General features: G+C 68.5%; 20 protein-coding genes. 1 reads left to right on the forward strand and 19 read right to left on the reverse strand.

Translation table 11 applies throughout. From position 1 onward, the window contains the following. Positions 1 to 76 precede the first annotated feature (76 nt). From DTQ71_RS03565 to DTQ71_RS03650, 18 genes are all read right to left on the reverse strand, one after another. Positions 77 to 520 (reverse strand): molybdenum cofactor biosynthesis protein MoaE, encoded by a 444-nt coding sequence (locus DTQ71_RS03565; RefSeq protein WP_109563132.1) that lies wholly within the window; start codon positions 518 to 520, stop codon positions 77 to 79. Positions 521 to 531: 11 nt separating this feature from the next. Continuing rightward, positions 532 to 783 (reverse strand): molybdopterin converting factor subunit 1, encoded by a 252-nt coding sequence (moaD, locus tag DTQ71_RS03570; protein WP_109562892.1) that lies wholly within the window; start codon positions 781 to 783, stop codon positions 532 to 534. Further along, the gene (gene pgsA, locus DTQ71_RS03575; RefSeq protein ID WP_109562893.1) at positions 780 to 1,448 is read right to left on the reverse strand and encodes a CDP-diacylglycerol--glycerol-3-phosphate 3-phosphatidyltransferase; all 669 of its coding nucleotides are present in this window, start codon (positions 1,446 to 1,448) and stop codon (positions 780 to 782) included. The genes moaD and pgsA overlap by 4 nt, the downstream gene beginning before the upstream one ends. A 72-nt stretch (positions 1,449 to 1,520) precedes the next feature. Continuing rightward, complete coding sequence (gene uvrC / locus DTQ71_RS03580; protein ID WP_109562894.1) at positions 1,521 to 3,377, reverse strand: excinuclease ABC subunit UvrC; 1,857 nt, start codon at positions 3,375 to 3,377, stop codon at positions 1,521 to 1,523. Positions 3,378 to 3,681: 304 nt separating this feature from the next. Then, entirely contained in the window at positions 3,682 to 4,452 is a 771-nt protein-coding gene (locus DTQ71_RS03585; protein ID WP_109562895.1) for an SDR family oxidoreductase, read from the reverse strand. Beyond that, positions 4,449 to 5,375 carry a calcium/sodium antiporter gene (locus tag DTQ71_RS03590; protein WP_407066391.1) on the reverse strand — a complete coding sequence of 309 codons (927 nt, stop codon included), beginning with the start codon at positions 5,373 to 5,375 and terminating at the stop codon, positions 4,449 to 4,451. The genes DTQ71_RS03585 and DTQ71_RS03590 overlap by 4 nt, the downstream gene beginning before the upstream one ends. Positions 5,376 to 5,542: 167 nt before the next feature. Next, entirely contained in the window at positions 5,543 to 6,349 is an 807-nt protein-coding gene (locus DTQ71_RS03595) for a S49 family peptidase (protein WP_109562896.1), read from the reverse strand. A gap of 457 nt (positions 6,350 to 6,806) precedes the next feature. Then, on the reverse strand, positions 6,807 to 7,925 hold the full coding sequence (locus tag DTQ71_RS03600) for a flagellar basal body P-ring protein FlgI (protein ID WP_109562897.1): 1,119 nt from the start codon (positions 7,923 to 7,925) through the stop codon (positions 6,807 to 6,809). Beyond that, a complete protein-coding gene (locus tag DTQ71_RS03605; protein ID WP_109562898.1) occupies positions 7,922 to 8,908 on the reverse strand; it encodes a hypothetical protein in 987 nt (328 codons plus the stop codon). Before DTQ71_RS03605 ends, DTQ71_RS03600 begins: the two co-directional genes overlap by 4 nt. 1 nt (position 8,909) lies before the next feature. Then, positions 8,910 to 10,331 carry a flagellar hook-associated protein FlgK gene (flgK, locus tag DTQ71_RS03610; protein ID WP_109562899.1) on the reverse strand — a complete coding sequence of 474 codons (1,422 nt, stop codon included), beginning with the start codon at positions 10,329 to 10,331 and terminating at the stop codon, positions 8,910 to 8,912. A 21-nt stretch (positions 10,332 to 10,352) separates the two neighbouring features. Next, positions 10,353 to 11,681 (reverse strand): flagellar hook protein FlgE, encoded by a 1,329-nt coding sequence (locus DTQ71_RS03615; RefSeq protein ID WP_109562900.1) that lies wholly within the window; start codon positions 11,679 to 11,681, stop codon positions 10,353 to 10,355. Between the two features lie 201 nt (positions 11,682 to 11,882). After that, on the reverse strand, positions 11,883 to 12,683 hold the full coding sequence (locus DTQ71_RS03620) for a flagellar motor protein MotB (RefSeq protein WP_109562901.1): 801 nt from the start codon (positions 12,681 to 12,683) through the stop codon (positions 11,883 to 11,885). Between the two features lie 36 nt (positions 12,684 to 12,719). After that, positions 12,720 to 13,268, reverse strand: coding sequence for a PNPOx family protein (locus DTQ71_RS03625; protein WP_109562902.1), 549 nt, complete (start codon positions 13,266 to 13,268; stop codon positions 12,720 to 12,722). Beyond that, complete coding sequence (locus DTQ71_RS03630) at positions 13,261 to 14,277, reverse strand: lipocalin-like domain-containing protein (RefSeq protein ID WP_109563134.1); 1,017 nt, start codon at positions 14,275 to 14,277, stop codon at positions 13,261 to 13,263. Before DTQ71_RS03630 ends, DTQ71_RS03625 begins: the two co-directional genes overlap by 8 nt. Before the next feature lie 37 nt (positions 14,278 to 14,314). Beyond that, the gene (locus tag DTQ71_RS03635; RefSeq protein ID WP_109562903.1) at positions 14,315 to 16,696 is read right to left on the reverse strand and encodes an FtsX-like permease family protein; all 2,382 of its coding nucleotides are present in this window, start codon (positions 16,694 to 16,696) and stop codon (positions 14,315 to 14,317) included. Next, a complete protein-coding gene (locus DTQ71_RS03640) occupies positions 16,693 to 17,349 on the reverse strand; it encodes an ABC transporter ATP-binding protein (protein ID WP_109562904.1) in 657 nt (218 codons plus the stop codon). Before DTQ71_RS03640 ends, DTQ71_RS03635 begins: the two co-directional genes overlap by 4 nt. A 78-nt stretch (positions 17,350 to 17,427) precedes the next feature. Beyond that, on the reverse strand, positions 17,428 to 18,162 hold the full coding sequence (locus tag DTQ71_RS03645; RefSeq protein ID WP_109562905.1) for a proteasome-type protease: 735 nt from the start codon (positions 18,160 to 18,162) through the stop codon (positions 17,428 to 17,430). A 316-nt stretch (positions 18,163 to 18,478) separates the two neighbouring features. Then, positions 18,479 to 19,456 (reverse strand): Hint domain-containing protein, encoded by a 978-nt coding sequence (locus DTQ71_RS03650; protein ID WP_245947176.1) that lies wholly within the window; start codon positions 19,454 to 19,456, stop codon positions 18,479 to 18,481. 139 nt (positions 19,457 to 19,595) lie between these two features. On the opposite strand from DTQ71_RS03650, the gene DTQ71_RS03655 reads away from it, so the two are divergent. Further along, positions 19,596 to 20,375, forward strand: coding sequence for an SDR family oxidoreductase (locus DTQ71_RS03655; RefSeq protein WP_109562906.1), 780 nt, complete (start codon positions 19,596 to 19,598; stop codon positions 20,373 to 20,375). 3 nt (positions 20,376 to 20,378) lie between these two features. Here DTQ71_RS03655 and DTQ71_RS03660 read toward each other — a convergent pair whose 3' ends face one another. Next, the gene (locus tag DTQ71_RS03660) at positions 20,379 to 21,089 is read right to left on the reverse strand and encodes a TspO/MBR family protein (protein ID WP_109562907.1); all 711 of its coding nucleotides are present in this window, start codon (positions 21,087 to 21,089) and stop codon (positions 20,379 to 20,381) included. Position 21,090 lies beyond the last annotated feature (1 nt).

Below are 21,090 nucleotides of genomic sequence, written 5' to 3' on the forward strand. Positions count from 1 at the left end.
CTGACCGTCACCGCATCGCGTGAGCCGACCGTCAGCCCACTGCTTCACATGCCCGCTTCGCCGGCCAGGCAGTCTGTCAGCTATCCCATCGCCCCAACGCGGCCTCGTCTTTCTCCGCCGCCGCGACCCACTCGGCCCCGTCCTCGGTCACTTCCTTCTTCCAGAAGGGCGCGCGGGACTTCAGGTAGTCCATCAGGAAGGCCGCCGCCTCGAAGGCCGCCTCGCGATGCCGCGACGCGGTCGCGACCATCATGATGCGATCGCCGGGGGCCAGCCGCCCGTGCCGATGGATCACCGTGACGCCGGAGAGGGGCCAGCGATCGGTGGCCTCGCGCGCGATCCCCTCCAGCGCGCGTTCGGTCATGCCGGGATAGTGCTCGATCTCCATCCAGCGGAGCCCGCCCGCCACGTCGCGCACCCGGCCGGTGAAAGTGACCACGGCGCCGGTCTCCGGCCCGGCCTCCAGGGCGGCGGCCTCCGCGCCCAGATCGAACGGCGCGTCGGAGACGACAACGCGGATCGGGACGGCGCTCATCCGCCTGTCATCGGCGGAAAGAACGCCACCTCGCGCGCCCCCGAGAGCGGCGTCTCCAGCGGCACCAACTCCTGATCGACGGCGGCGCGGATCGTGGCCATGTCTGCGAAGGCTGCCGCGTATCGCTCCTCGCGGGCGCGCAATTCGGCGACCAGATCCACGACCGTGGCGGCCTCCGTCTCGATCGTCTCGCGGCCCAGTCCGATCCGCTCCCGGAGCCAGGCGAAGTAGAGAACCTGAATCGTCATGGTTTGGGGTCCACCAGATATGGGCGCGCCTTGCTGAAATAGTCCCACCCCGTGATCGCCGTCAGCAGGGCCGCCACCCAAAGCAGCACCGTGCCCGCGAAGAAGGTCGCGTCTTGCAGCCAGAGCAGCCAGTTCAGCGAGAGTTCGTCCGGCACCTCGCCGTCGAGGATCGCGCCGATCGTCTCGATATCCATGCCATGCACCCGCTCGGCGAAGTGGTGCTCGAAGATGCCGGTGGAGAATAGAACCGCGATGGCCACCATCTGCGCGGTGGTCTTCCATTTGGCGAGCTTGGTGACCTTCAGGGTCGACGATGTGGCGCCCAGGAACTCCCTCAGGCCGCTGACGAAGACCTCGCGGAACAGGATGATCGTCGCCGGCAGCAGGATCCAGGGGTTCATGCCCGAAAAGCCGGTGATGACCAGCAGCGCGATCACCACCATCGCCTTATCCGCGATCGGATCGAGCATCGCGCCGAAGCGGCTCGCCTGATTATATTCCCGCGCGATATAGCCGTCGAACCAGTCGGTAATCGCGGCGACGACGAACAGCACCAGCGCGAACCAATCCGCCCAAGGCCGGGCGAAGAAGAGAAACATCACCGCCACACCCGGCGCCGCGAAGAGCCGGATAACTGTCAGGATGTTGGGCACCGTCCATCTCATTGCCTCCGTCTAGCGACTGTCGACGAAGGGGGCCAGACCCCGCCGGCGCGTGCCGGAGCGGGGGGGGGCTGGTTATCCCGTTTCATGGAAGTGCCGGTGGATCGTCTCGGCCAGCGCATCGCTGATGCCGTCCACGGCTTTCAGATCCTTCAGGCCCGCGCGGCTCACGGCCTTGGCGCTGCCGAAATGCGCAAGCAGAGCCCGCTTGCGGCCCGGACCCACGCCGGGCACCTCGTCGAGCGGGTTCGCCACCAGGGCCTTGGCGCGCTTGGCCCGATGGGTGCCGATGGCGAAGCGGTGGGCCTCGTCGCGAATCCGCTGGATGAAGTAGAGGACCGGATCGTTGCGGGGCAGGGCCATGGGCCGCGCGCCGGTGCGGTGGAACTCCTCCTTGCCGTGATCGCGGTCGATGCCCTTGGCGACGCCGACCATGGCGATGTCCTCGACCCCCATCTCGCGCATGATCTGGCGCACCGCGCTGACCTGGCCCGCGCCCCCGTCGATCAAGAGCAGGTCCGGCCAGAGGCCGGACGCCCGCTCGGGGTCTTCCTTCAGCAGGCGCTTGAACCGGCGGGTCAGCACCTCCTTCATCATGCCGAAATCGTCGCCGGGGGTCAGCTCGGACCCCTTGATATTGAACTTGCGATATTGGGACTTCTCGAACCCCTCCGGCCCGCTGACGATCATCGCGCCGACCGCGTGGGAGCCCTGGATATGGGAGTTGTCGTAGACCTCGATCCGCTTGGGCGGCGCGGGCAGGTCGAAGGCCTCGGCGATGCCGCGCAGCAGCTTCGCCTGCGTCGCGCTCTCGGACAACTTGCGGCCCAGGGATTCGCGCGCATTGCGCACCGCGCCCTGCACCAGCTCCGCTTTTTCGCCGCGCTGGGGATGGAGCAGCTGCACCTTGCGCCCGGCCTTCTCGGACAGGGCGTCGATCATTAGGTCGCCATCCTCGATCCCGTGGCTCAGCAGCACCATGCGCGGGGGCTGCTTGCCGTCATAGAACTGGCCGAGGAACGCTTCCATAACCTCCGCCGGGCTCATGTCCTCCGAGACCTTGGGATAGAAGTCGCTATTGCCCCAGTTCTGCCCGGCCCGGATGAAGAACACCTGAACACAGGCCTGGCCGCCCTCCATATGCAGGCCGATCACATCCGCCTCGGGCACGCCCTGGGGGTTCACGCCTTGGGTGGATTGCACATTCGTCAGGGCCTTGATCCGATCGCGCAGCGCGGCGGCCCGCTCGAACTCCATCTCGGCGGCGGCGGCCTCCATGTCCTGGGCCAGCTTCTCCTGGATTTCGGTGGTCTCGCCGCGCAGGAACCGTTCGGCATCCCGCACCGACTCGGCATAGGCGCTTTGGCTGATGAAGCCCACGCAGGGCGCGGAGCAGCGCTTGATCTGATAGTTGAGGCAAGGCCGGGTCCGCGTCTCGAAATCGCTGTCGGAGCAGTTGCGCAGCAGGAAGACGCGTTGCAACTGATTGAGCACCCGGTTGACGGCCCCCGCGCTGGCGAAGGGGCCGAAATAGGTGCCCTTGCCCTTCGCCCCGCGATGCTTGCGGATCTGGGGGAAGGCGTGGCCGCTGGTGACCTCGATATTCGGGAACGACTTGTCGTCGCGCAGCAGCACATTGTAGCGCGGCTTGAGCTGCTTGATGAGGTTCTGTTCGAGCAGCAGCGCCTCAAGCTCGGTCCTGGTGGTCAAGACCATCATCGAGGCCGTCTCGGAGATCATGCGCCGGATGCGGGGGGAATGCCCGCTGAAACGGGCGTAATTGGACACCCGGTTCTTCAGGTTTCGGGCCTTGCCGACATAGAGCACCCGGCTCTCGGCATCGAGCATCCGATAGACGCCGGGCGATCCGTCCAGCGTCCGCAGGAAGCTCTTGATGACCTCTGGTCCCGTAAGGGTTGTCTCGTCTGCCATGGCTCACTCGATTCTCTGGCGCTGCCCCGGCAGCGGGCTTAGCGCAAGGGCTCATTCGGCGTGAAGAACTGGTCTCAAGATGTGGATAAGTCTGGGGGCAGTCCCGCACCGGCCTTTGGAGTCAACGGCTTCGTTTGAAGAGTGTGACATTGAGGTGACGGCCAGAAATTTTACAAACATCTGGTATTTAACGATTAATTTTCCGACGCTCTTTTTGGCTGCCGGTCTGAGCTTGCATTTTTGCCCTTGTGTCGTGACGTGCCGGGAAGGTGGACAATTGTTGCGCGTCCGGAGCCGGCGCGACTCACTCGACGCCCAGAACGTCCGGCGTTTGCCAGGCCAGATGCTGGCCTCCATCGACGCAGATCAGCTGCCCGGTGATGGCGGGGGCCTCCAGCAGATAGCGCATAGCGCGCAGGATGTCGTCCGGCGCCGCGCCCCGTTCCAGGAGCGTGGCGGCTCGCTGTGCGTCGAAGTGCTGCGCCGATTGGCGGACCCCCTGCATGGTTGGCCCCGGGCCGATTCCGTTGACGCGGATGGCGGGCGCCAGGGCCTGTGCCGCCGTCTGTGTCAGGGTCCAAAGCGCGGACTTGGCCAGGGAGTAAGTCATGAACTCCGGCGTCAGCTTCCGCACCCGCTGGTCGATCATGTTGATGATCGCGGCCGATGCCAGCGGCAGCCCGTCCGACCTGGCCTCCGGCGCCTGCGCGGCGAAGGCCTGGGTGAGGATGAAGGGCGCGCGCAGGTTCGAGCCGATATGCCGGTCCCAGCTCTCGTGGGTGGCGGTGCGGATGTCGTCATGCTCGAAGATCGAGGCGTTGTTGATGAGCACCGTCAGCGGGCCGCCCAAAGCCTGGGCGGCGCGCGGCACAAGCGCGTCGCAGGCCTCCAGGTCCAACAGATCCGCCTGCAGGGTCACCGCGCGCCGCCCGAAGCCCTCGATTTCCTCGGCCACGGCCTGGGCCCCGTCTGCGGAGCTGGCATAGTGCAGCGCCACGTCATAGCCCAAGCGCCCCAATTCCCGCGCCATCGCCGCGCCCAGCCGGCCGCCCGCGCCTGTGACCAGCGCCTTCATGCGAGCACCAGCACGAGATAGGCGGCATAGAGACCGAAAAGCCCGACGCCCCAGCTCCGCGTGATGTCGCGGCCCATGAAAACGAAAGGTATCAAGATCAGCGTCGCTCCCAGCATGATCCAAAGGTCCAGAACGAGAAAGGATCGCTCCACCGGGATCGGGTCGACAAACACGGCGACGCCGATAATACCCAGCAGGTTGAACAGGTTCGATCCGATCACATTGCCCAGCGCGACATCCGCGTGACGCCGGATCGCCGCCATGACGGTGGTCGCAAGCTCCGGCAGGGAGGTCCCGATCGCGACCAGGGTCAGTCCGATCACTGTCTCGGTCACCCCAAAGGCCCGCGCGATGGAGGTCGCCCCGTCCACCAGCAGGTTCGCCCCGAGCGGCAGGCCGATCAGTCCGAGTCCCAAAAAGGCGGTGAGCTTCCACCCCGGCAAGCCGGGTTCGGCGCCCTCGACCTCCACCTCGTCCCCGCGCGACGACAAGAACGTCGCCGCCAGGACGGCGATCAGCGCGGCCAGTAGGATCAGCCCATGCCACCAGACCAGCGTACCGGTCAGGCAGAGGCCGATGAACAATACGCTCGCGCCCAGCATGTAGAGATAGTCGCGGCGGGTGTCGTGCCCCGACGTGTGCATCCTCGCGATCAGCGCGGGAATGCCCAGCACCAGCAACACATTGGCCGTGTTCGACCCCACGACATTGCCCAAGGCAAGGCCCGGGACGCCGTCCAGGATGGCCTGCACGCTGACCAGAAGTTCGGGCGCGGATGTGCCGAAGGCGACGACGGTCAGACTGACCACCAGCGCGGGCAGACCAAGCCGCAGGGCCAGGTTCACCGCGCCCTTCACCAGAGCATCCCCCGCGAAGATCAGGATCACGAGGCCCAGGGTCACGTTTGCGATATCGAGCATCATCCGCGCGGAACTTTCCGGCAAGGGCATGGGCCGCGCCCGACCAAAGGTGCCCCGCAATTGGAACAGGTGGTCTGCTTCCGCAGGCGTGGGCGCGGCAGGCGCAGTCGACCGAACATGGCCAGAACGGCCATTCCGATCAGGAATAGGGTGACGATCTTGACGAGCATCTAGATCCCGTAACGGGCCCAGAGCGCCCGGGCCTCCAACGCGGAGGCCGTCTCGTCCAGCACGGAGGGAATCAGCCGTTGCAGGAAGGGCCGCCGGGGCGCGAGGCGAGAAAACGTGACATGCTCGCCGTAACGCTCCCGCAGGACAGGGACCAGATGTCCGATCCCATCGACCAGCCCGGCTTCGACCGCCTCCTCGCCGACGAAGATATCGCCCGTGAAGAGGTCGCGGTCTTCGGCCAGCTTGTCGCCGCGCCGCGCCTTCACATGGGCGATGAAGCTGTCATGGATTCGAGCCTGGATGGTCTTGAGCCGAGCGATATCGGAGTCGCGCTCGGGCCGGAACGGATCGAGCAGCGACTTGTCTTCCCCCGCCGTATGGACGCGCCGCTCGATCCCCCAGCGCCCGATCAGTTCGTGAAAGCCAAAGCCGGCGGAGATCACGCCGATGCTTCCGGTGATCGATGAGGGGTCGACATGAATGTCGTCCGCCGCCGCCGCCAGCCAGTATCCGCCCGACGCGGCGACATCTTCGACGAAAGCGTGGATCGGGATCTTCAGTTCATCGCCCAGGCGGCGAATATGGGCCCCGATCAGGGCGGATTGCACCGGCGAGCCTCCGGGGGAGTTAATCTGAAGCGCGACGGCCTTGGGCTTTCCCTTGCGGAACGCGCGCTCGATCAGCGGGGAGAGCGTGGCGTGGGAGAGCGCGCCGCGCCCGCCGCCCGCCGCGATCACACCTTGAAGACGGAGAACGGCGACGCGAGGCGTCTTTGGGCCGAAGGGATACGGGGCTCTGAAAGACATGGGCGGGATGTAGAGCCGTGACTTCGGTGGAACAAGGCGGGGCGCGATGCATTCCGATCTCTGTCACGGTTGCGGCACTCGCAGGACCATCCATACGGACCCGTTTGATCGTCGAAGGACTGCCCCGGAACGGAGCGCGGGCGCGACGCGCATCGAAGCTGCACGCCTCCGGGAGTGGCGCCTGTCCATTGTCCATGCTTGCCCTGCGTCTGCTAGGCAAGGGCCTGTTTTGCCTCGTCGAGGGCGCGATCCCGACGGATCGCCCCGAAATATCGCGGAGGCCGTGTCTCCCCCGCCTGGGCCGAAGGTGGCGCCGCCAAATGGCGCCGTCCGAGCCCTGTGCGCTCTCTGCGACATTCGGCGGGGGGGGGGGGCACATGCCGCGCATCTTTCATCCGGACACATCCGGGGGAAGATCGTTAACCGCAACGCATCGGTCAGGGCTGGATCCTGGACTTTAGCGCACGACGAACTCGGCGTGGAGTGCCCCTGCCGCTTTGATGCTCTTGAGAATGTCGATCATGTCGCGGGCCGAGACGCCCAGGGCGTTGAGGCCGGCAATCACATCCGAGAGCGAGGTGCCCCCCTCAACCAGGGCCAAGGCCGGGCCCGGTTCTTCGTCCAGGCCGACGGCGGTCCGGGGGACGATCACCGTCTGGCCATCGGAGAAGGGGTTGGGCTGACTGACCAGTGGCGCCTCTTGCACGCGCAAGGTCAGGTTGTTCTGGGAGACAGCGACCTCGGAAATGCGCACATCCCGCCCCATCACGATCGTGCCGGAGGCCTGATCGACGACCACGCGCGCGCGATGCTCGGGTTCGACGGCGATGTTCTCGATGTTGCTGATGAGATGCGCTGGGGAATGCGCCTTGCCGGAGTCCAGGTCCAGCAGGACCGTGCCGGCATCGAGCATGCGCGCATGGCTGCCACCGAGCGCGTCGTTAATCGCCCGCTCGACCCGTGCGGCGGTGGTGAAGTCCGGCTCCCGCAGGGCGAGCCGGATCTGCGTGAGTTGGCTGAAATCGAAATCGACCTCTCGTTCTACCCGCGCGCCGGAGGGGATGACCCCTGCAGTCGGCACCCCTTGGACCAATTCCGCCGCCTCGCCGCGCACGGCTACGCCGGCAGCGATGATTGTGCCTTGGGCCACGGCATAGACATCGCCGTCGGCAGCCGTCAGGGGCGTCATGACCAGTGTGCCGCCAAGCAGGCTGTCGGCGTCGCCGATCGCCGAGACGGTGATGTCGATCCGGCCGCCCGCCCGCGCGAATGGCGGCAGCGTGGCCGTCACGATGACCGAGGCAACGTTGCGTGGCCGGAATTGCTCTCCGTCGACATTGACGCCGAGCCGTTCCAGAATGTTGGTCATGATTTCTTCAGTGTAGGGTGCGTTGCGCAGGCCGTCACCGGTGCCATCGAGGCCCACGACCAGGCCGTAGCCGACCAGATCGTTGCCGCGTACGCCGTCGAACTCCACCAGGTCCTTGATCCGCACCGATTGCGCGACTGCGGAAGACGCGAATCCGAGCGCGAGGATCAGAGCAAAGACCCAGCGAAAGCGCGCCCTCACAGTCATAGGTAATCCGTCAATCGAAGCTGAGCACGCCGGGCGGTGATCGCGTAGAGGGATTCGAGGCGCGCCATCTCGTTCTGGAGTGCGGATGCGGCCTCGAAGCGGTCGATGCCGATCGTCTCGCCTAGCGCGATCTCGGTCTCGGAGCGGCGGTCGTCGAGTGAGCTGGCCATGTCGCTCACCCGCTCCTCCACGGCGCCGATCCGGCCGCGGAGGTCGGGCAACGCGGCCGTTGCTGAAAGCATGCGGCTTTGGATGTCGATTGCGGCGGTCGATCCGGGGGCAAGCGCGAAGCCGCGGTCGTCGAGACCGGCTGCCAGCGCAGCCTGCTTCACCGCTTGGATCAATTCGGAACTGCCCGCATCGACTTCGAAAGAGACGGTGCGGCCGTCGCCCACCGGGAAGACGACCGGTTCGTTTGCGCCGATCGTCAGGCGGGTCGTCTCGAACGGGCCGCCCGGGGCGAAATACGCATCGACATCGGCCGCATAGGTTTCGTAATCCACGGCACCGGCGGCCAAGCCACGAACATCCGAAAGCACGGCATCGATATCCTGGATCGGGTGATCCCCCGCACCGTTGCCGAAGAGCGCCCGGTCGTTCGCCGTCCCGTTCAGGAAGGCGGCGATGTCACGCAAGGCGCCTTCGGCCACGTCCGGCACGATCCCTGGGGTGGATGCTGAGAAGAGGCCGGTCGCGAGGCCTTGTGCGAGATCCGCCAGAGAGGTCTCCACGCCCGCGAGCGAAAGCTGCAAGCCCTCGCCCCAGGTCTCCGCGCGCGACAGGCTGATCTTCATCGCGTCGAGATGGGCCATCTGATGCGTCAAGCGCGACACCTCGGAGAAGTCGCTGCGCAGCGCCCGTCCAAGGTCTGAACTCCGGCCCGATGCGACCTCTTGTGACAGGATGTCCACCCGGTCGCGTGTGTCGCGGGTGATGTCGTTAGGGCCGAGGAGAGGCCGGGCCAGGCCGATTTCAGGTCGCATCTCAGATCTCCGTGATTCGATCCATCATCTGACCGACCGCTTGGATCAGCCGCGCATTGGCCGCATAGGCCTGCTCCACCTGCAAAAGGCGTTGCATTTCGGTATCGATGTCGACGGCAGCCCCGTCCCGCAGCGCGACGAGCCGGTCAGTCGCAACGCGGGTCGACTCGACGGCATCGTCCGCCCTGAGTCTTTCCAACGCGATGGCGGAGCGGAGACGGCCGCCCAGGCCCGACAGATCCGTGGGCGCATCGCCCAGAACCGCAGAGGCCGGCACGCGTCGCGCGGCCATCGCGTCGGAGAAGCGCAGCAGCTGCGCATTGGATGTCACCGGCTCGCCCGGATTGCTGCCCAGGCCTTGGCGTAGTCGTTCCGGCCCATCGGTCGCGATCAGATCGTTGAGACTTAGTCGTCCGGCGAGGCCCGGGACCGGCGCGGCGCCGACCGTTGCGCCCGCATCGGTGAAGAGGCCGGGCTCGCCTGCGGCGAGGCTCGGGTCTGTGGTCGCCTCCTGAAAGCGCGTGGCGAGGTCTTGGGCGAAGGCGTCGAGGCGCGCCATGGCCTGAGGCGCCGCCTCGTCTCGCAGGGTGAAGAGCGCACCCAGCGTGCCACCTGCCAGCCCGTCGCCGGGCTGGCCCGTTCCGAGGTCCAGACCCTTTACGGACAGGCCAGAAAGATCGGCAGGGTAGGTGAAACCCGGCTCGATGGCCGGGCGGGCCGTGAAATCGACCTCTGCGGCAGAGCTATCGACCAGGATGACCCCGCCTTTCGAGATGAGTGCGATGGCCCCATTGTCCCGCTGCATCTGGCGGACCGGGACCGTCTCGGCGATGTGGTCGACCAGAACGGCGCGTCGATCCTCCAGGTCAGACGGATCTTGCCCCAGCGCCTCCATCCGCCGGATATCCACGTTCAAGTGCGCGACTTGGGAGAGGTCGGAATTGAGCTGCGCGACCGTGCTCGCGATGTCGTCTTCCGCCTTTTGGCGCGCCTGCGTCACGCTTTCGGCGAGCCCGGTGATCCCATCGACCAAATTGGCCGCTGCATCCGCCGCCGCGATCAGGGTCGTGGGCGCGGTCGGGTCGGAGGCCGCGACGGTCATCGCGGCGTCCAGTTTGGCCAGCAGAGATTGCAGGCTGCCGGTCTGATCCGGGTCGCCGATCAATTCGTCGAGATTGGCCGCGAAGCCCTGAGCGACAGACGCCTTGGCCGTGTCGCTGCTGGCGTCGCGGCGCATCTGCTGCAGGCCGAGATCGATTCCGCGAACGACGCCAACGGAGCGGACGGTGCCATCGGAGCTGAGCTCCCGCCGGGCATAGCCCGGCACGTCGGCCGAAGCGACGTTGCTGGACAGAACCGCGGCGCGCTTGCTCTGCAGGGTGAGGCCGGCGATGGCCATGTTGAGGGATGCGGTCAGGCTCATTCCGGCCTCCTATGGCGCGCGTCAGCGCTTGATATTGGTGGTCTCCTGCCACATCTCGTCGACGGTCTGGATGACCTTCGCGTTCGAGTTGTAGGCGCGCTGCGTCTGAATGAGCTGCGTCAGTTCCTGCGCCACATCGACGGCGCTTTCCTCGCGCGTGAAGGAGGCCATGTCGCCGACGGGGCCGGATCCTGCATCCCAGAGGTAGAACCTGCCGCTTTCGTCGGAGACCTGGAATGTCTGGTTCGACAGCGCCTCCAGCCCGTTCAGGTTGCGCACATCCGCGACCGGGATCTGATAGAGCCGCTTGGAGAAACCATTGTCGTAACTTGCAATCAGGTTCCCGCCCTCATCGACTTCGACCCCTGCGAGATTGCCGACAGGTGAGCCGTTCTTGGTGACGGCCAGCGGGGCGAAGGTGTCTGAGAGCTGTGTCAGCGGGCCAGGCACGCCGATTTGCCCGATCTGAAGGCTGATCGGCAGGCCGGCACCGGTGGTATTCGCCTCGTCGATGGCTACGATCTGGATCGACCCGGTTGCCGGATCGTAGGTCGAGGAAGCGGGATTGGCGGGGCCGGTCGTCCCGTCCGCAATGGCAAGCAGGTTGCCTGCATTGGTCGGGGTCACATCGAAGTCGATCGTATAGGCTGCGACGACCGCGTTCGTCTGGGCGCCGTCGGTAATAACGAGTTCCCAGCGATAGGGGTTGGCCGCGTCGCTGGCATTGGTGAAGGTCATGGTCAGGTCCTGCGACTGTCCGAAACTGTCGAAATATTCGACGGTCAAGGCACGCTCGTCGCCTGCCGTATCGGTCGCGGGCAAGTTGAGGCCCAGTGTGATCTCGCTGGTCGCATTCGCTTCGAGCGAACTGCTGTCGATGATGACCGGCTCAAGGTCGGCCACGCTGTCGCGGGCCTTGACGCCGATCTCGCCGTTCTCGTCCGCGGCCCAGCCGAGCAGCACGAGCCCGCTATCGGTGCGTAGAACGCCGTTGGCATCGGGTCGGAACGACCCTGTCGTCGTCAGCTGGAGCGGCAGCGTGCCGTCCTGACCGATGGAGGTGAAGGGGGTGACCGGCAGCATACCGCGACCGCTGATGGCAAGGTCGGTCGAGTTGTTGGTGGAGATGAGCGTGCCCCTTTGATCGACCTCCCGCCCCGTGGTCACCCGCACGCCGCCTGCGGCGTATCGGCCGGGCGTCTGCTCCATCACGAGGGCTTGGAAATCCGCCGTCGCGCGTTTGTAGCCATAGGTGGCCGAATTCGCGATGTTGTCGGAAATCGTGCCCAGCTTGCTCGCGTTCACGCTGAGACCGGCCACACCCGCGCTGAGAGAAGAGGAGATCGTCATTCGAGGCCCTTTCGCCGCTTCGCCATCCGGGCGCTTCGCCCGACTCGGGATGACCCTAAGGCGAGGTCGTTGATCGCGCGTTAACGCCCGTGATCTTTCAGAGGCAGGGTTAACGCGGCTTCGTCTCTCAGGGCGCAGCATGCCGCGGCAGCCCCATGGGGCTGTTCTCGATCCTGGCAACGGGCGGACCGCGGTGGGGCGTCAGCGCACGGCGCTCGATCGAAGCAATACGATTTCGACCCGGTTGTTGCGTTCGGCCAAGGGGTTGGGCACGGCGGGGCGGCGGTCGGCATGGCCGGTGACGCGGACAACGCGGGCCTCGTCCAAGGCAAGATCGATCAATGCCAGGCGCAGGGCCAGCCCCCGCTCCGCCGAGCGGTCCCAGGCGCGCTTGTCGCGCGTGACGATCGGCTCGGCCGCAGTGAAGGCCGACAGGGCCAGACCATTCGGCTCCGCGCGAAGCAGCGGCGCGATGTCTTCAAGCAGGCCCATCAACACCGCCGTCGGGGTGGATCCGTCGAAGAGTGGACTGTCCGGCAGGTCGAAAAGCTCGACCACGAGCCCCTCGTCCGTCAGCCGCACGGAGACGTGGCGCAGTTCCTCCCGGTCGAGCAAGCTTTCGCCGCCTTGGCCGAGCACGGCCGCCGCGATCGCCTCCATCCGGCCCTCCTCCTCGGAGGAGCCGTGGGTCTCGGAGGGGGTGATGCCGCCGCGTCCAGTCAGCACCTGGGTGGTGTCGGCGCTGATCGTGTTGCCGCCCAGCGCCCCGTCGCCGCCACCGGAGACGCGGCTGAGCGCGACGGTGGGTGTGAAGTAGTCGGCCAAGCCCCGCCGCTGCATTTCGGTCGTGGCGTTGAGCAGCCACATCAGCATGAAGAAGGCCATCATCGCGGTCACGAAATCCGCATAGGCGACCTTCCATGCGCCGCCGTGATGGTGCGCGCGGCCGCCCGTCACCCTGGGCCGCTTGATGATGATGGGGCGCTGGTTGTCGTCGGCCATGGCGCGAGATTTAGCGTGCCAGGAATGAACAAACCGTTAGGGCGCGACCCAGCGCCCGGTCAGGTCAGGCCCGTCGAACACCGCCCGACGGTGCGGATCATGGGCGAGCGAGACGGCGTCCATGCGCGTGACCTCTCCTGGCAAGGCGGCGAATCGGGCGATGTCGGGGGTGCGGCGCAGATCCTCCGGTTCGGAAAGCGGTGTGCCGGGTGCCGGGTCGGTCCCGTAGTTGAGCCGGGCGGCCTCGGGCACCTTTGCCCAGCGGTCCTCGGGGGCGAACGCGATTTCGAACTGGACCGAGAGGCGCAACTGTTCCTGCGTATCCGGATCCCAGAACAGCAGCGCGCCGCGCGGGTCGCGCCGCAGGGCCGCGATCTTGGCGGTACGCGGGTCGGTATGGATCTCGACGATTCGCGCGGCGGCGGAGGCGCGTCGCAGGCCGACCATGCGCGCTTCCGCCCCGTCGGCTCCGCTGGTCGCAAGGGCGACAAAGCGGAACGGGTCGCGCGGCTCGGCCGCGCCCCGGGCGAGGCGCATCCAGAGATGGGCGCGCAGGCGTTCGAGTTCTGTCCAGGGGTCACTCATAGCCGGTCATCTCCAGATATCCCTCGGCCGCGTGGCTTCCGACCGCCGTCACCGGGCCTTCCCAATAGGGGAAAAGGGTCGATTGCCAACTGTCCGGGTTGACGGCGGTAACCTCCAGATCGACGCCCCGGTCGGGCAGGCGCAGGCGCCACCGGGTCGGCACCTCGCGCCCAGCGACGGGGCTGGTGGCCAGGGGCTCCAACTCCAGCACGCCATTGGGATAGGGCGTCAGGGTCCCGTCCGGTTCGATCCAGGCGGCATAGGAATAAGGACTGCCGCCGCGCATTTGCGAGGCCATCAGCCGGTGCCCGTCCTCCAGATGCAGCGAGAACCAGTCCCAGCCCTCCTGGTCGTCCTCCAGCGGCTGGGACGACCATTCCCGGTCGAGCCAGCCGCGCCCTGTCACCTCGACCGGGCCAGAGGGCAGGTCGAGCGTACCCGCGACCTCGTAGAACGGTTGCGAGTAGTAGTAGCTGGCCTGGCCCGAGGTGGATTTGACGCTGAACCCGTCCTCCCCGTGGAAGACCAGTGGACCGGTCGCCGTGAAGGACAGGTCATAGCCGGCCTCCGCCGTCGCCGCGCGCAGGGAGAGCGTATCGAGATCCGGTCCCGCCAGCACCCAGTCGTCGATCCAGGCCTCGAACGGAGCGGGCACGACGCCCGCCTGCCCGATCCCGCCCCGCGCCAGCTTCTCGCCGGTGTAATGGGCGTCCGGGGTGGTGACGCCGAGATGGCCCATCCAGATCTGCGGTCCCTCGGCGGCCAGCGCCGAGCGGAACAGCGTCCACTGGATGCCGTAGCGCGTGCCCTCGGCGTCCTGCAGGGACGCCGTCAGATACCACCACTCGATGCGATAGTCGGGATGGGCGCCGTGATCGGCGGGGAAGGTGAAGACCGGATCGGGTGTGGGCAGCGCGAATCCCTCTCCGCCCTGTCCGAGCCCGGCAAAGCCCTGGGCGGGCGCCGGGACCGGCAGCAGCGCCAGGAAGGCCGTGAGCCCCAGCAGCATCGGCTGGAGCCCGCGGGCCAGACGGGCCGGAATGCGGTCATCTCTCATGGGCGAACACCTTCACCATCTCCGCCGGCGGCATCCGCCACAGGCGCAGCGCCGGAAGCGCCGCCGCAAGCGCCGAGGCGATCAGCGTCCAGCCGCCCAGCGCAACCCAGCCCCCGGGGTCGGGCAGCAATGGCAGGCGCCAGCCGAAAGCCTGGACATTGACCACGGCCAGCAGAACCCAGGCCAGCGCGATGCCGACCGGAACCGCGACCAGCGCCGTCAACAGGCCCAGCAGCACCGCGCGCCCCAGATCGGCCAGTGCCAGCTCTGCGCGGGTCAGGCCCAGCGCCCAGACCGGCGCGACCTGCGGCAGCCGCATCGTGCCCAGCGTCGTCAGCGACGCCCAGAGCGCGAACCCAGCCACCCCCAGCGTCAGCACGTTCAGCGCCGCCGTCACCGCGAAGGTCCGTTCGAACACGTCGAGCGAGAATTGCTTGATCGTGGCCTGAGGAACGACCTGCTCCGCGCTCAGATCGAAGCGGTCGGCCAGGATATCGGCCAGGGCGTCGGCTTCGCCCGGGGCGATCCGGACGCCGAAGCGCAGACGCCGCGCCTCCGGGTAGGCCGCTTCGAAGGTCGCGAGCCCCAGGATCGCCTGGCCCCGCGTGTTGCCGTAATCGGAATAGACTCCGAGTACCGGCAGCGGGCCAGTCGCCGCCAGGGTCAGGCGCGTCCCCGGCCAAAGATCTTCCCGCCGGGCCAATTGCTCATTGACCAGCACGCCCTCGCCGGCGGCCAGCCGGTCCCAGACCTGCGGCAGGGCGTCCAGCAGGGGCCAGTTCTCGCGATAGGTGGAGTGGTCGGCGACGCCATAGACCTCGCCCGGCGCGCCCGCCAGATCGGCCTCTGCGGAGACGATGGGCAGGACGGCCTCGGTCCGGGGGGCGAGAAAGGCGGCGATCTCGTCGGCCTGCGCCTCGGATCTGGCCGTGACATAGAGCTCGGAGGCGAGGCGCTGGTCCAGCCAGCCTTCGAAGGTGGCGCGGAAGCTGCCCACCATCGTCCCCACACCGATATTGGCCGCCAGCGCCAGCAGCAGGGCCATCAGCGCCAGGCTCAGCCCCGGCACCTGCTGCCGCGTATCGGCCCAGAGCCATTGCGCGACCGCGCCCTTCGCGAGGGCGGTCCCGGCGTCCAGCACCGCCAGCAGCACGGGTGGCAACAGCAGCGCCGCCCCCAGGAGCAGCGCGCCCAACGTCGCGAACCCCGCGATCAGCCCGTCCCCGAGCGCTGCGATGAAGGCCGAGACGGCGAGCAGGCCCAGCCCGGCCCAGCCCTGCCGCGCGACCGTGCGGCGCTGCGCCCGCGCCCAGGCACGGGGCATGGCGGGCGCCAGGATCGGGAGGGTCGCGAGGCGGCGCAGGCTGGCCGCGCCCGCGACGGCCATCCCGAGCCCCGCCATGGCGAAGCCCGACAGCCACCAGAGCGGCGACAGCGTCAGCGACCCCGCCACCCCCGCGCCATAGAGCCCCGACAGCGTTGCCGCCACGCCGGGCAGGAGCGCGGCGGCGACGGCATAGCCCAGAACGACACCCAGCGTGCCCGAAACCAGCGTGAAGGCCAGCAACTCTCCGGCCAGCAGCCAGCCCAGCCGCCGCTGCGGCAGGCCCAGCGCGCGCAGCGTCCGGAACAGCGTGCGGCGCTGCTCGAAGGCGAGGCCGATCGTGGCGTGGACGATGAACAGGCCGACCACGAAGGCCAGAAGGCCGAAGGCGGTCAGGTTCAGGTGGAAGCTGTCGGTCAGGCGGGCGAGGTCGCCATCGCTCTCGGGCCGCTCGACCCGGGCGCCGAGCGTCTCGGCCAGGGCCTCGGGCGTCCCCGGACCGCCATCGAAGAGCAGGCGGGTGATGCCCTCCGCACCCAGCCAGCGACGGGCCGCCGTCAGGTCCGCCATGACGAGACCGGGGGCCAGCCCCTCCAGCACGCGCCCCTCGGGCAGCGTGTCGGGCACGCGGGGCAGAGTGGCGGCGGCGGCGAACACGAGCTCTCCGGCCAGGAAGGCGCGCAGCACGCCCGGATCGGACAGGTCGGGCATCACGCCGCCCGGCGTGGGCGGCAAGGTGAAGGGATCGATGCCATAGAGCGTGAGGCCCGTGCCCGGCAGCCGGTCCTCCAGCACCGGCGAGACGATCCAGCCCCCCCGCCGGGCGGCGGCGAAATCGGCCAGGGTCAGATCGCCCTCCAGCCGTGGCAGCCGGTCCTGGCCCAGCGTCGCGGCGGCCTGATCGTAGCTCAGCCGCGCCTGCGCGTTGATCGCCTGCACCCCGGTCCAGAGTCCGGTGGCGAGCGCCAGCCCCACCACCAGCGTCAGCAGCTGCAAGGGATGCCGCCGCCAATGGGACCAGAGCGCCTGGAGCGCCGCGCGGGTCATTCCACCTGCCCGGCGCGCAGATGCAGCCGCGCGTCGAGCCGGGCCGCCAGCCGCTCCGAATGGGTGACCATCAGAAACGCCGCCCCGCTCTCGGCCACCAACTCCAGCATCAGGTCCAGGACGGCCGCGCCGGTCGCCTCGTCGAGATTGCCGGTCGGCTCGTCGGCCAGGATCAGGTGGGGCCGCGCGGCCAGGACGCGGCCGATGGCAACGCGCTGCTGCTGCCCGCCGGAGAGCTGCTCGGGGAACTTGGCGAGATGCGCGGCGAGGCCCAGACGCTCCGCCAGCGCCGCGTCGCGGTCGGGATCGTCGCGGCCGGCGAGGCGGGCGTGGAAGGACAGGTTGTCGGCGACTGAAAGCGAGGGGATCAGGTTGAACTGCTGGAAGACGAGGCCCACCGTGTCCCGACGCATGGCCGCGCGGCCCGCATCGCTCTGCGCCGCGATGTCGCGGCCCTCGATCACGATCCGGCCCGCATCTGGCGCGTCGAGCCCGGCGCAGAGATGCAGCAGCGTCGACTTGCCCGATCCGCTCTCCCCGGTGAGGGCCAGCGTGCGTCCCGCCGCCAAGGAGAAAGAGACGCCGCGCAGCACCGGCACGGGGCCGTCTGCGGACGGGAAAGACTTCTGTAGGTTTTCGACGGTGAGCAGCATCCCCGGCCTAGCTAGGGGCGCATCGCGGGATGACCAGCGCGACGCGACGCCTCTGGCCGGTCGCTGCCCGCCCCAGGCTCAGAGCGTGACGTCCGGCAGCGAGTGGAACGCCTGCCGCAGCGCGTCCGACCAGAGGTCCGAGATCATGCGCCAATCGGGGTCGCTTTCTTGGATGCGGCGGCTGAAGCCCAGGCGCAGCGCGTCCTTCTCGATGATCTGCAGGTCGAGCGGCGTGCCGACGGAGAGGTTCGCGCGGATGGTCGAGTCGAAGCTGACCATCAGCAGCTTGACCGCCGTGGCGAAATCCATCGTCGGATCGTAGGCCCGGACCAGGATCGGCCGCCCGTATTTCGTCTCGCCGATCTGGAAGAAAGGCGTGTCTTCCTGCGCTTCCACGAAATTGCCTTCGGGGTAGATCATGAAGAGGCGGGGCGCGCTCGTGCCGATCTGACCGCCCAGGATGAGCGTCGCGCCGAAGGTCTTGGGCGTGCCGTCGACCAATTCCTGGTGCGATTCCGCGATGACGCCCTTGAGCGTATCGCCCACCATCTTGGCGGCCTGGAACATCGAAGGAACCGTCAGTAGCGACGGCTCCCGCTCGGTCGCCGCGAGATTGCGCTCGTTGAGCAGGGACACGACGGCCTGGGTCGTCGCGAGGTTGCCCGCGGTCATCAGGCACAGCACCCGCTCGCCCGGTTCTTCCCAGGTAAAGAGCTTGCGATAGGTGGAGATATTGTCGACCCCGGCATTGGTGCGGGTGTCGGACAGGAAGACGAGGCCGCGATCGAGTTGCAGGCCGACGCAATAGGTCATGGAGCGTGTCCGAGTGGTTCTACACTGTCCGTCACGTGAAGCCGCCGACATGTCAAGCAAGGACCGCCGGACGCCAGGACCGGAGCGCGGGACCGGTTGCACCGCCGTCGCGGTTCCCTGCCCCTGTCCGAGGGGCGCTGCGATGGCCCGCCATCCGCCTGCCCGCGTGCCGGCCGAAGCGCTGACGGTCCGTCCCGCTCCGGCGGCGCGTCCCAGGCCGCCGGAGCGGATCGGCCAGGGGGCATGATTGGACACGCCGCCTGCGGCTTTGCTCCGATGGGCGCGGACGCCGGACCCGGCGGGCCATCGCGGCGGATCAGCGGCGGCCGCCCTCCGAACCGGCGCCCAGGCCCAGCCGGGCCAGCTCCGCCGAGGACGGCTCGACCCCCGGGTGGGGGGCGCTGGCGCCGGGGCGTTGCCGGGCGGTCAAGTCGGCCGCCAGATCCTCGCCCAGGCCGGCGAGCACCTCGGGCGTGACCAACAAGCTCTCGGCCGGGATGCCCTCGGCATAGATGATCTCGTGGGCGTCGAAGAGCAGATGGAAATAATCGACATGGCCGCCGGCCGCGCGCCGGATGCCCGCGGCGTCCACCAGGTCGCGCGCGCGGACGAGAAGCTCGCCCTCGCGACCGCGATAGAGAAAGAGGCGGTGATCGGGCGACAGGACGAGATCCGCCTCGTTGCCCAGCGCCCCCTTGGCGATCACCACGGGCGCCAGCAGCCCTTCGGCCCGGACGGTCTGCCGCTCGATCCAGCGGATCGGCTGCGGGCCGTGGTCGCGGGTGAGGATGCGGTCGCCCTCGGCCAACTCCTCGACCGGGCGTTGCAGGCCCGATGCCAGGGTGATGCGCGTCCCCCGCGCGAAGCTGACGGAGGCGACCGAGGCCAGCTCGCCCGCGACGGGCTCCGACGCGATGAGGGTGTAGTCCTCCGTGGCGCAGAACGGGCCCAGCGGCAGCGCCAGCCGCAGCCCGCCGGTGGCCAGCACCAGCACCTCGACCGGCACGCCCCGCTCGCTCATCAGGCGGTGACGGGCCAGCGGGGTCACGGCCTTGCCCGGCTGGCCCAGCATGGAGCCCGGCGCGACCGTCACGCGGCCAGAGGCGCGCGACAGGATCAGCTCCGCCGCGCGGGCGTCCGGCTCCAGGCGGTAGACGTCGCCCGCCGCTACCTCCGTCAGGTCGCCGATCGCGTCCCCCATCAGCGCCCCGGTCTCGACCGTGAGCGCGGCGGCAGGGAACACCTGACATCGGCTGAGCGCGGAGAGCGGCGTGTCGGGACGGAGAGAACTCATGAGACGAACGGTTCGACGAAAAGGGGGGCGGCCCGGACTGTCGCATGGTCTTTGGCCGGAATCGCGGCAGGTGTGGGGCGGTGCTGGACTTTAGCCTGCGGAATGGTAGCGAAAGCCCGACGAAAAGGGGAGGACCGAGATGGATCTGGGAATTTCGGGAAAGCGTGCGCTGGTCTGCGCCTCGTCCAAGGGGCTGGGCCTGGGTTGTGCGGAGGCGCTGGCGGCCGCGGGCGTGCATCTGGTGATGAACGCGCGGGGCGCCGAGGCGCTGGAGGCCGCCGCGCAGGACATCCGCGGCCGCTACGGGGTCGAGGTCGCCACCGTCGCCTGCGACGTGACCACGCCCGAGGGGCAGGCGCAGGTGCTGGAGGCCGCGTCGGAGCCGGACATCCTGGTGACCAATGCGGGCGGCCCGCCGCCGGGGCTCTGGTCCGACTGGGACCGCGAGGACTTCATCGCCGCGCTCGACGCCAACATGCTGACGCCCATCGCGCTTATGAAGGCCTGCCTGCCTGCTATGCAGGCGCGCGGCTGGGGCCGCGTGGTCAACATCACCTCCCAGTCGGTCAAGGCGCCGATCCCGGCCCTGGGCCTCAGCAACGCGGCGCGGACGGGGCTCACGGGCTATGTCGCGGGCACCTCGCGGCAGGTCGCGCCCCAGGGCGTGACGATCAACAACCTGCTGCCCGGCATCCATGATACCGACCGGGCGGCCGCGCTCGACGGCGGTGTCAGCCGCCAGCAGAACATCTCGGTCGACGCGGCCCGCGCGCAGCGCGAGGCCACGATCCCCGCCCGCCGCTATGGCACGCGCGAGGAGTTCGGGGCGGCCTGCGCCTTCCTCTGCTCGGTCCATGCGGGCTTCATCGTCGGGCAGAACTTGCTGGTGGATGGCGGCGCGACCAACGCGACGATCTGAGCGCTACCCGGCCCGGCGCTCGCGCCGGGCCACCCACAGCGTCAGCGCCGCGACGCCAAGCGCGGCGGCGGCGGCGAAGAAGCCCACCGGCGCCGCTCCGTTCTGCACAACGACCGCCACCAACGCCCAGACCACCGCCGCGCCATAGGCGGGCGAGGGCGCGCGCAGCGACACCGGGACCGCGATGGCGAGGCCCAGGCAGAGCGCCGCGATGGCCCAGCCCTCGGGCCCGAAGGGCGGCACGCCCCAGCCCGCCGCGACCAGCCCGATCGAGACCGCCGAGGCCGCCGTCAGCCAGCCGGCATAAAGCCCCAGCGCTTCACGCAGCCAAAGCCGATCCGCACGCGGACTGCGCAGCAGGGCCCAGACCGCCCCGCCCAGCATGATCCAGATCAGCCCCGTCGCCCAGAGCGGCGAGGCCAGCGCCACCGGCAGCCAGACCGCGCCCACGGCGAGGCTGACCAGAAGCGCCCCGCGCGTCGCGTCCCAGGCCGAATCCCCGGCCCGGCGCCAGAGGCCATAGCCCGCCGACAGGATCAGCCACAGATAGATGACGCCCCAGATCGAGAAGGCATAACCCGCCGGCTGCACCGGCGGTTCTTCCATCGGTACGGGAAACTGGGAGGGCTCGTAGCCGCCAAAGCCCGGCACCAGCAGGGGCGAGGCGGCGAAGGCCAGGGTGGCGATCAGGATCAGGAGGGCGCGCAGCCGCATG

Source organism: Jannaschia seohaensis (assembly GCF_900116765.1).
Classification (GTDB): Bacteria; Pseudomonadota; Alphaproteobacteria; order Rhodobacterales; family Rhodobacteraceae; genus Jannaschia; species Jannaschia seohaensis.